The organism is Mangrovibacterium sp., from assembly GCF_059905295.1.
This window is the reverse complement of record NZ_JBZQJF010000077.1, coordinates 1-12,151: the sequence shown is the minus strand read 5'-3', so window position 1 is coordinate 12,151 and position 12,151 is coordinate 1. Positions and strand designations below refer to the sequence as shown.

General features: G+C 46.8%; 7 protein-coding genes. All 7 read left to right on the top strand.

Annotated elements, in window-relative coordinates:
* Nucleotides 1-3,661, top strand: a 3,661-nt coding sequence (locus tag AC37HE_RS04260; RefSeq protein ID WP_500781544.1) for a DUF4450 domain-containing protein, incomplete at its 5' end; no start/stop codon positions are given.
* A 69-nt stretch (nt 3,662-3,730) separates the two neighbouring features.
* A complete protein-coding gene (locus tag AC37HE_RS04255; RefSeq protein ID WP_500781543.1) occupies nt 3,731-4,840 on the top strand; it encodes a glycoside hydrolase family protein in 1,110 nt (369 codons plus the stop codon).
* Nucleotides 4,841-4,875: 35 nt separating this feature from the next.
* Complete coding sequence (locus AC37HE_RS04250) at nt 4,876-6,396, top strand: rhamnogalacturonan acetylesterase (protein WP_500781542.1); 1,521 nt, start codon at nt 4,876-4,878, stop codon at nt 6,394-6,396.
* A 30-nt stretch (nt 6,397-6,426) separates the two neighbouring features.
* Nucleotides 6,427-8,349 (top strand): rhamnogalacturonan lyase, encoded by a 1,923-nt coding sequence (locus AC37HE_RS04245; protein ID WP_500781541.1) that lies wholly within the window; start codon nt 6,427-6,429, stop codon nt 8,347-8,349.
* Nucleotides 8,350-8,388: 39 nt separating this feature from the next.
* Complete coding sequence (locus AC37HE_RS04240; RefSeq protein ID WP_500781540.1) at nt 8,389-9,723, top strand: rhamnogalacturonan acetylesterase; 1,335 nt, start codon at nt 8,389-8,391, stop codon at nt 9,721-9,723.
* A 41-nt stretch (nt 9,724-9,764) separates the two neighbouring features.
* Nucleotides 9,765-10,886 carry a glycoside hydrolase family 88/105 protein gene (locus tag AC37HE_RS04235; RefSeq protein ID WP_500781539.1) on the top strand — a complete coding sequence of 374 codons (1,122 nt, stop codon included), beginning with the start codon at nt 9,765-9,767 and terminating at the stop codon, nt 10,884-10,886.
* A 130-nt stretch (nt 10,887-11,016) separates the two neighbouring features.
* Nucleotides 11,017-12,151 (top strand): glycoside hydrolase family 95 protein (locus AC37HE_RS04230; RefSeq protein ID WP_500781538.1); only part of this gene is annotated, 1,135 nt, incomplete at its 3' end.

Below are 12,151 nucleotides of genomic sequence, written 5' to 3'. Positions count from 1 at the left end.
GCTTATTGCTTCCTTTTTCATACTATTCTCGTTCAATTCTTCGGCACAGACACCATTCAAACATTGGTCGGAAACAGAACGAACCTTACGTTATACACCCGACCACGGTGATTTTGTCATCGTAAATGGTGACAAACGTTTTAACCGGGCTCTGTATGGCTCAAATACCGGGTTTCGGGTTGAAGCCGGCGATTTACCCGAGTTCAGCCTCTACATGCCTCGACTGGGAGGTACATTTCGCTTAGGTTTGCAAAACGGGGAAACATCGAAGTGGCTGATTGATGCAGATCGCATCGAAGCTCGCTACAACAGCGGCAGCATGCGTTACAGCATTACCGACAAACTGTTAGGAAAAGGGGAACTAAAACTAAAATTACTGGCGCTTCCTGATGCTGACGGCATGATTCTTCAAATCGAAGGAGAGAATGTGCCGGACGATGTTAAACTATTCTTTGCATTTGGTGCTGCCTCCGACAAGCGTTTTTCACGCGAAGGGGACTTGGGTGCCGATCCGGAATCGGTTTTCTACCTAACTGCCGATAAATGCACCACCGACGAATATTTCCTCAAAAACAACAAATTTGACCTCTTTTACGGGGCTGAACGTTCCCTCTCGGATAATGAGGTGTATGAGAATGATTATAAACCGACCCCCGAAGAACTGGAAAGCACCCGACTAAAAAGCAAAAAGAAACTATTCGGCCTCTTTCCTGAAGGATGTGAGCTTAAACTAGGCGATGCGTCTCAACAAGAAACACCGGATGCCTTTTTCAATAGTGAAGCAAAGGATGCTCCTGCAGCCTGCGGGCAGCTGAAACTGAAAGACAAGCAGCCGGAATACCTACTGCTCGTCAATCCTGAAACAATAGAAAAACCTGCTTACAATTCGTTAGCCGCTCTTTTTGAAAAAGCAGAAAAAGCGCGACTAGAACTGGCAAATCATTTCAAAATAAACACGCCCGACGAATACATCAACGCTGCAGGATCAGCACTGGCTGCTGCTGCTGATGGCGTTTGGGATGGCCACGCATTTATGCACGGAGCTGTAGCCTGGCGTATGCCACTAAATGGTTGGCGAGGAGCCTACGCTGCCGACTGGCTGGGCTGGCCCGACCGTGCAGAAACCCATTTTCGTGGCTATTTCAAAGCCCAATACACTGAACCGGCTTCAGGCCCGAGCGTCCCGGATCCTAAAACACATCTGTCCCGCCAAAAAGAAGAAAAAGGAACCGCTCTGTTTACAAGTGGATATATAAGCCGTAACCCAGGGAAACAAAGTAAGCCACACCACTACGATATGAACCTGGTGTTCATCAGCCAACTACTTTGGCATTACCAGTGGACCGGCGACACCGCTTTCATCCGCGAAAGCTGGCCAGTATTGGAACGCCACCTGGCTTGGGAAAAACGCAACTTCGACGCCAATGACGACGGTCTTTACGATGCCTATTGCTGTATCTGGGCAAGCGATGCTCTTGAGTACAGCGGTGGAGGCGTCACCCATTCCTCTGCTTATAACTACCGGGCCAACCTCATGGCGGCCGAGTTGGCACCAATTGTTGGAAAAGATCCGGCTCCCTACCTTGCCGAAGCGGAGAAAATAAAAAAGGCAGTAAACACCCAACTGTGGATGCCCTCCAAAGGCTGGTTTGCCGAATACAAAGATCTTTTAGGCCTGCAGCGCATCCATCCGTCAGCTGCTGTTTGGACCATTTACCATGCCATTGATGAAGACTTAGCTGATCCTTTCCAGGCTTGGCAAAGCACCGAATATGTCGATCGGGAAATACCTCGAATTCCCATAAAAGGCAAAGGCGTACCCGAGGGTTTCTACACCATCTCAACAACCAACTGGATGCCCTACACCTGGTCGATCAACAATGTTGCCCTGGCAGAAGTACTACATACTGCCCTGGCCTATTGGGAAAGCGGCAGATCAGCCGAAGCTTTTCAACTCACGAAAGGCAGTTTCCTCGACTACATGTTTATGGGAAGTTGCCCCGGTAATTTTGGTCAACTTTCGTACTACGATGCTTTCCGTGGAGAGCTTTACCGCGACTTTGCCGATCCGATTGGTGTGGCTTCCCGCGTATTTGTTGAAGGTTTGTTTGGCTTCTCTCCAAACTTAATGAAGGACGAAATCAACTTAAAACCGGGCTGGCCGTCCGAATGGGAATATGCCCAAATGGAAACTCCCTACCTGAAAGTCGATTTCAAACGCAGCGGCCTGACTGATAACTACACCGTTGAAAACCGATTTGGAAAGCCACTTCAACTAAAGCTGGAACTGAAAGCTCGAAGTAGTGATGTCCGGTCCGTAAAAGTAAACGGACAAGATGCAAGCTGGACCTGCGACACAACAGCAATTGGCAAGCCGGTAATTGTACTGAAAACTCCGAAAACTGAGAAATACAACATTGAAATTGTTTGGGGAACCTCACCGATTGAGGCCATCACTAATGCTCCTGTACTGGCAGTAGGAGATCAGTTTTCCCGGAATACAAAGCAGGCACAAATCCTGGAGGTCAACGATCCGCAAGGGGTACTCAAAGGCCTTCAAACCAAACCGAAGGAATTAAACGCTTCCATAACGGGAGAATTAGGCGGCAGATCCTTCTTCGTAAAACTGAAACAGGAAAACTTATGCTGGTGGCAACCCATTTCTTTTGAATTGAAAGAGCCTGTTGAATTCCTATTCGATAAAAACCAGCCTGAAAACAAACTAGAGTTTTCACTTCAAAATAACTCGAAACAGGAAATCAAGGGAATATTAGTGTTGAATGGCTACAAACAAAAACTGCAGCTCCCGGCAGGCGAAAAATCGGCAATGATTACAGTCCCTGCAAACTTTCTGGTTCCCGGAACTAATCCGGTTTCATTAGAAACAAAGCAAGGCAATTTCAGCGCCAACATAACAAATTGGAACATATCAGCTAAAGGTCAGTTCGAAACCATTTCCCTTAATGATGAATTCAACGATCGTATAACCCATATCTTCAACGAGCAATACACATCTCCTCGTTCACCCTACCCTACACTTTCAATACCGATTCAGGGAATTGGTGACTGGTGTTCATACAAGGAGACCGAAGAAATTGACGATAGCGGTCTACGGAAAGCTGCGGAAAAAACGGGACAGATCGTTTCACCGCAAGGTATTCCGTTCAGCACCCCTTCTACCGAAACCAAAAACATTGTTTTCACCTCGCAATGGGATGTTTATCCCGAAAGCAGTACAATTCCTTTGAATGGCAAAGCTTCTCACGCCTACCTGTTAATGGCCGGGTCAGTGCATCACATGCGAATTAACATGGTCAACGGATTAATTGAAGTTAACTATGCCGACGGCAGCAAAGATACACTCGAATTAAAAAGTCCGGACAACTGGTGGCCAATCGAACAGGACTATTATGAGGATGGTTATGCCTTTAAGCTACCGGCACCACGACCACCCCGTTTATACTTAAAAACAGGTCAATGGCATATGGAAAGCTATCCCATTCTTTCGAAAAATAAAACGATAAAAATTGAAGGCGGTGCAGCCAGCTTGCTTGACTTGCCGGTGAACCCGAAAAAGGAACTGAAGAGCATTCGACTACGTACTTTATCAAATGATCTGGTTATTGGACTTTTGAGCGTAACGTTGAATAGGGTGAAGTAGCACAAAATACGTCTATTAATAAAGCAACATCAAACGCTTAAAACCTGGAACTGGAAACCTGAAACTAATATGAGCACTCGACGCCAATTCATACAACAAACCTTTGCTGCCGGAAGTCTTTTAATGGTTCCGGGGGTAAACCTTTGGAATCAGGATGAAGGCACCTATCGGAAGGAAGATATCTCCGACTTCTCGAAAAGATTGCAACCACTCGGCCGAATACTGGAGCTGGAAGGTTATTACGTTTGGGGATGTAGTCCAATTGTCGATGCCGATGGCCGGTTTCATGTTTTCTTTTCACGCTGGGATTCGCAAAAAGGAATGGGTGGTTGGATTAAAGGGAGTGAAATTGCACACGCTGTTGCAGACAAAGCCGAAGGGCCTTACGAAAATATTGAAACCATCCTGGCACCACGTGGCGAAGGGTTCTGGGATGCCACAACCTGCCACAATCCCCATATCCAATACTCCCAAGGCAAATTTTGCCTGTTTTACATGGGAAACTCAAATGGCAGAACCAACACCAAACGGATTGGGCTGGCAACAGCTGAGTCATTGAACGGTCCCTGGAAACGGATGGATCATCCGATTTTGGAAGCTGGTGAACCTGGCGCCTGGGACGACCATTGCACCTCCAACCCATCATTCATCAATTACCCCGATGGCTCATGTTGGCTGTACTACAAATCGTGGAACACCGAAGAATACGAACACCCGGTGGATCCCAAAATAAGGGGAAACAGAAAGTACGGACTGGCCGTGGCTAAACATCCCGAAGGCCCTTATTCCAAATACAGTAAAAATCCGATTATCGACTATTCAAAATTGGGCAATAATCGCCAACTGGAAGATGGAAATGTCTTTATAGAAAACGGTAAATTCTACATGCTCGCCCGCGACATGGGTCGCTTCGATCATGAAGTAGGAATTATTATAGAATCAGAAGATGGGATCCATTGGTCAGAGCCGAAGATCAGTTACTTTGGAACTTCTCACTATTTTGAACAACCTCCGGCACCACCCCATTTGAAAAAGTACGGCCGGTTCGAACGGCCTCAAATACTGATGCAACAAGGTAAACCCACCCATTTATTTGTAACTTCACAAGGTGGAACTTACCAAACTGCCTCACCTTTTGTTTTTGCAATAACAGACCGATTAAAAACTTCAAACAAATAATATTCAGGGCACAAGCCCAAATAAAACAACAAATCATGATTCGTTTATTAACCCTTAGTCTACTAGTCCTTTTATTGACTAACTGTCAAACCAAGAGAGAGAAACAAGAAGAAAGTACACCACAAAAGACCAGTCTCTACATCATTGGAGATTCAACCGTAAAACATGGCCATGGCGACGGTGCTACCGGCCGCTGGGGATGGGGAGATCCAATCCAACAGTATTTCGATAGTACGAAGATTAATGTCGAAAACCATGCTCTGGGAGGAACAAGTAGCCGCTCATTCCGCAGCAAAGGTTTGTGGGATGAAGTGCTTCGCAAACTGCAACCCGGAGATTATGTACTGATGCAATTTGGACACAACGATAATGGTCCGATCAACGATACCATTCGTGCCCGGGGTACCTTTAAAGGTATTGGCGAAGAAACCAAGGAAATTGACAACATGCTGACCGGGCAACACGAGATTGTCCATTCTTACGGATGGTATATTCGTCAGTATATTATCGAAGCGAAAGCCAAAGGCGCTCACCCAATTGTTGTCGCTCCAATTCCACGTAACATCTGGAAAGACGGAAAAATAGTCCGTAACAATGAGGACTACGGAAAATGGGCGAAAGAAATTGCCGAACTGGAAGAAGTTCCATTCATCGACCTAAACGCGAAGATGGCCGATGTTTTAGATACAATTGGTGAAGCAAAAGTAACCGGAACCTATTTTTGGGACTGGGATCATACTCACACGACTGCTAAAGGAGCCTCTTTATCGGCCAGCAAAGTCGTTGAAGGCATCAAAAAACTGGATAACTGCTGGTTGAAAGATTACCTGCTGGCCAATCCGGTGCTGAACTTCCCGATCCGGAAAAAAGTCTTCATCATTGGTGACTCCACAGTGGCAAAAGGGCAAAAGCCAATTGTTGGTTGGGGCGTTGAATTACCTCAATACATGGATACCAACCGCGTAGAAGTTATCAATAAAGCGCGCGGAGGACGTAGCAGCCGCACCTATCGTTACGAAGGTCTTTGGAAAGAAGTACTCGCCAAACTGGGCAAAGGTGACTTTGTACTGATGCAATTTGGTCACAATGATAGCGGTAACATCGACAAAGCAAAATTCAGAGGTTCCCTAAAAGGAATGGGTGAAGAAACTCAGGAAGTTACTCGTGAGAATGACAGTATCGAAGTGGTTCACACTTATGGTTGGTACATGAAAAAATACATTGACGAAGCCAAAGCCAAAGGTGCAATCCCAATTGTAGTCAGCATGATTCCTCGCAACATCTGGAACGATGGTAAAGTAGAGCGTAACGCAGACTCTTATGCAGGATGGGCAGCACAGGCAGCAAAAGCCGAAGGTGCCTTCTTCATCGACCTGAACAATGTTGTTGCCCAGGAATACGAAGCTATGGGACCAAAAATCGTGAAAAACTTCTTCCCGAAAGATCATACACATACCAACGTGTTTGGTGCTCGTCTGAATGCACTGACTCTTGCCCGCCAATTAAAGAATATGGACAATTGCCAGCTTTCAGGCTATGTTGCAATCCCGAACTAAGGGCTAAACATGACTTTTAAACCTACTACAATGAAACTACTATTAACAGTAATTCTGTTTGTTGTTGGGCTCACTACTACTCAGGCCCAACGACAAATGGAATACCTAACCCGGGGAATGGTTGCTGTACCGGCCGGACAAGACAGCGTTTTGGTGAGCTGGCGCTTGTTGTACTCTGATGCCGATCAGGTAGCCTTCAACCTTTACAGGAAATCGAAAACTCAGGCTCCAATCAAGTTGAACGATCAACCCTTAACAAAAGCAACATGCTTCATGGACTGTAGCAAGTTGACTGACGGCGAATATACTTACCTGATTAAGCCGGTGATCAACAACAAGGAACAAGAAGCCGACGGCACTTTCAAATATGAAAAATCAGCCAATAGTCATCCTTGGTTCACCATTCCGCTTCATACACCGGAGAACTACTCACCCGGCGACGCTTCGGCTGCCGACCTGGATGGTGACGGCGATTACGAGTTGGTTGTCCATATGACTGGCCGCGGACACGACAACAGCCAAAACGGGCTAACGGATCCGCCGATTTTTCAAGCTTACAAAATGGATGGAACCTTGCTATGGACCATCAACCTCGGCAAAAACATCCGTGAAGGAGCTCACTACACCCAATTCCTGGTTTATGACTTTGATGGCGACGGACGTGCTGAGGTTGTGATGAAAACAGCCGACGGCACTGTCGACGGCATGGGAAAAACCATTGGTGATTCAAAAGCTGATCACCGAAACGAAAAAGGACATATCCTCGAAGGACCGGAATTCTTGACCGTATTTAACGGACTAACAGGCGCCGCAATGGCAACTATCCCGTTTGAACCTCGCCGGCACCCGACAGTCGATAACCCGACACCTCAACAACTTAAAGAAGTTTGGGGAGATGGACGTGGCAACCGATCGGAACGTTACCTGGCCTGTGTCGCTTATCTCGATGGCATTCATCCGTCTATTGTGATGTGCCGCGGTTACTATACCCGTGTTACACTGGCAGCTTTCGACTGGCAGAACGGCAAATTGACCAAACGCTGGTTATTCGATAGCGACGATGGCACCCCTGGCAACAGTGCTTTTCACGGACAAGGAAACCACAGTGTGAGTGTTGGCGATGTGGATAATGATGGCTTTGATGAGATCGTTTATGGCGCAGCTGTTATCGATCAGGATGGCACAGGACTTTATTCTACCGGCTTAGGCCATGCCGATGCCTTGCATTTTTCAGACCTCGACCCAACTCATCCGGGACTGGAAGTTTTCAACATTCAGGAACGTTTTGATGATGCAGGTCTGAACTTCCGCGATGCAAAGACCGGTAAAATTCTCTGGAAAGTGGCATCCGTTCATGCTGACGAAACCGGAATGGACAAAGGAGAGGGCCCGGGGCGCGGTGTTGCGTTCAACGTAGATCCTCGTTATCCGGGAAATGAATGCTGGGCCTTTGGTGCCGGAGTAAAAGGCATGTGGAGCGCTCAAGGCAAGAAAATCAGCGAAACAACACCACGAACCTGTAACTTTGCAGTTTGGTGGGATGGCGACTTGCTTCGTGAGCTGCTCGATAAAAACCGCATCATGAAGTGGATTTGGAAAAATGAGCAATTAAAAACCATCGTGGAAGCCAAAGAATGCTGGAGCAACAACGGTACTAAGTCAACCCCTGTTTTAAGCGCCGACCTGTTTGGCGACTGGCGCGAAGAGGTGATTTGGCGTACTCGCGACAACCAGTCGTTACGGGTTTACACCACGACAATCCCTACAAATCATCGTTTTGTTACCTTAATGCAGGACCCTATTTACCGGTTGAGCATTGCCTGGCAAAATGTAGCCTACAATCAGCCTCCTCATCCTGGTTTTTATATCGGCGACGAAATGAAATCACCGGTAAAACCGGCATTAAAATTGATTAAATACCAGGATAACGGAGTTAAAGGCAGTAGCAAGTAATTCCGTTGCAGTCATAGAACAAATAAAGAATTTAGACACATGAAACTACTATTCAAAAAACTAACGTTCATACTAACAATCGCCTTGCTTGGAAGCCAGACGCTTTCAGCTCAGGATATTGTTCGGAAATTTGACCTTGGGAACGGAGCCGTTCACAAAGGATTCACAGCCGTGGATGCTAAAACGGTCTACACACCCGAAAACGGATTCGGAATTCTTAGTGAAAAACCGGTAACAGCAGAAAAATCGGATGGCGAATGTGACCTGACAAACGATTGGCTGACCTCTGATAGCCCATTCTATTTCAAGATAGATTTGCCGGAAGGCCGCTATAAAGTTACCGTAACGCTGGGCTCCCCGAACGAAGCAACAGCTACAACCGTGAAAGCAGAATCCCGCCGACTGATGCTGGAAAACATTGAAACCGTTAAAGGCGAAGTAATCACCAAAACATTTGTTGTTGATGTTCGCACACCGCGCATTAATGACTCACTTGAGGTTCACCGCAAGTCACGTGAAATGACTTACCTGAACTGGGATAACAGCTTGAATATCGAATTTAACGGACCGAAGCCTTGCGTTTCGTCGATCGTTATTGAAAGTGCCAATGGCCTGCGTACAATCTTCCTTGCCGGCGATTCTACCGTTACCGATCAGGAAAACGAACCATGGGCATCATGGGGACAAATGTTCCCTCGCTTCCTGAAACCGGATATTGTTGTTGCCAACTATGCTGAATCGGGTGAAACACTAAAAGCCTTCCGTCGTGAAAACCGACTGGCCAAGTTGCTTAGCCTAATGAAACCGGGTGATTTCCTGTTTATCGAATTTGCACACAACGACCAAAAGCCGGGCGGGAACCATGTCGACCCGTATACAACCTACCAGGAACAAATCCGGTACTATATGAACGAAGCTCGTAAAAGAGGCGGTATTCCAATTTTGGTTACATCAACTGCTCGTCGTGCCTTCGACGAGAACGGCAAAATTAAAAATACCCTGCTGGAATACCCCAACGCCATGCGACAGCTGGCTAAAGAAGAGAATGTACCTTTAATTGATTTGAATGCCATGACTAAAGTGTTCTATGAGACCTTAGGTGTGGAAAATTCAACCAAAGCATTCGTACACTACCCGGCACACACATTCCCGGGACAGGAAAAAGATTTGGCTGACAACACTCACTTCAATGCTTACGGTGCATACGAGTTGGCAAAATGCGTTGTTCAAAGTATCCTCGATCAACACCTGGAGCTGGCCAAATACGTAGTCGACGATTTCAAAACCTTCAACCCTGCCAAACCGGATGATTACAATACCTTCTTTTGGCCTTTAAGTCCGGTTTCCGATGTGGTAAAACCCGACGGAAATTAGTATCTATGTATAAAGAAATAAACACTTAACTCACTTATACAATGAAATCGAAAATTTTATTTTGCCTGGCCCTTGCCGCAACCTTCATGTCTTGTCAGCCGAAGGCCGATACCTTCCCGACAAAACAGGAAGTGCTCGACAAAATGGTGCTGACCAATAAATATTTCATGGACAAATGGCCGGATACCGGCAAAACAATCATCACCAACAAGGAACGTCCCAGTAACATCTGGACCCGTGCCGTGTATTACGAAGGCTTGATGGCCCTCTATTCGGTTGATCAGGATAAAACATTCTACGACTATGCTGTATCCTGGGGCGAAAACCACAAATGGGGATTACGCGACGGTATCACAACCCGCAATGCAGACAACCAATGCTGTGGTCAAACTTACATCGACCTGTATAATATTCAGCCGGATTCTGTTCGGATACACGACATCAAAGCATCAATCGATTCAATGATGGTGACCGATAAAATTGATGATTGGACCTGGATTGATGCCATTCAAATGGGGATGCCTGTTTTTGCTCAGTTAGCAAAACTAACCGGCGACACCGCATACTCCGAACGTGCTTACGAGATGTACATGGACAGCAAAGTCACTCAAGACCTTTGGAATGAAGCCGACAGCCTGTGGTGGCGCGATGCCGACTTCCGGCCTCCGTACACTGAACCAAATGGCGAAGATTGCTACTGGGCACGTGGAAACGGATGGGTTGTTGCTGCCTTGGTTCGTGTTATGGATATCCTTCCCAATGATCCGCACCGCGACGAATACCAGTCGACCTTGCTGAAAATGTTGGAAGCATTGACTCACCTGCAACGCGAAGATGGTTTCTGGAACTGTAGCCTGCACGATGCAAACCACTTTGGTGGAAAAGAAACATCAGGAACATCTTTGTTTGTTTACGGAATGGCCTGGGCTGTAAATAATGGCCTGGTTGACGCCGCCAAGTACAAACCCATCATTCAAAAAGCATGGAATGCCATGGCTAAAGATGCCGTACATGAAAATGGTTTCTTAGGCTACGTACAAGGTACCGGTAAAGAACCGAAAGATGGTCAGCCGGTAACATACACCAGCGTTCCCGACTTCGAGGATTACGGCTTAGGTTGCTACCTGCTGGCCGGAAGCGAAGTCTACAAGATGGCTGAATAAAACACAAAAGATTCTCCTAAAAGGGTTAAGAAAGCTGCTTTGGCAACATTTCTTAACCCTTTTCTTATCAAATGAACAATCCCTCCAACCCATTTTGGGCTATTTTTGAGTTTTCCAATAAAACCAAATCATGCTCAAAAAAATCACCTTTCTCCTGGTTCTCATTTTAGCACTTGCTGCCTGCAAGACCAAAACAGAGAAACCTGCTTTAAAATTATGGTACAATCAGCCGGCTTCCGAATGGATGGAAGCACTCCCAATTGGCAACGGTTCACTGGGTGCCATGGTCTACGGACGTACCGATACTGAAATCATTAAACTGAACCACGACGAGTTTTGGGCCGGTTGTCCCCGCGACCTAACCAACCCGAATGCCGCAGGCGTTGCCGACAAGGTTGCTCAACTGGTCAAGCAACGTAAATATGCCGAAGCCAATAAGCTAATCCGTAAAATTCAGGGTCCTTACAGCGAGCCTTACCAACCGCTGGGCGACCTCACCCTTCAATTCAATCATCGAAACCCGGAAAACTATACCCGCGAACTAAACATTTCGGATGCTGAAGCCAAGGTCAATTACCAAAACAACGGCGTGCAATACACCCGGGAGCTGATCTCCAGCTTTCCCGATAAGGTAATTGCCATCCACCTGACTGCTTCAGTGCCCGATTCGCTCAACTTCAAACTGGGTCTAAAAAGCCTCCTTCACTATAAAGTACATGCTGAAGGTGATGTTTTTAAGATGGTGGTGAAAACCGATAAAGACATTCTGCCCAACTATCGGGTGAGCAACGACGAAGCCCGGGTTTACGCTGGCTGGACTGGTGAAGGGATGTTTGCCCAGGTCGATGTTAAAGTCATTGCCCCAAACGCCAATGTTGGTGTCTCGGACGAGGGGATTCAACTAGTCCATGGCAAAGAAGCACTCATCCTCGTTTCGGCAGCAACAAGCTTTAACGGTCCCTACAAATCCCCCGCTTTCGAGGGAAAAGATTACCAGGCAATAGCCGAAAGCATCCTGAGCAAGGCTGCACAAGCCAACTGGAACAGCCTGAAACAAAAACATACAGCCGATTACCACTCCCTCTTCAACCGGGTGAAGCTTGACCTTAGTCAACTGCCCGGAACAGATACCATCCCAACCGACCAGCGCATCATCTCCTTTTACCAAAATGAAGATCCGTCCATGGTATCTCTGCTATTTCAATATGGCCGCTACCTCTTAATATCGAGCTCACGCCCCGGAACACAGGCTGCCAACCTTCAAG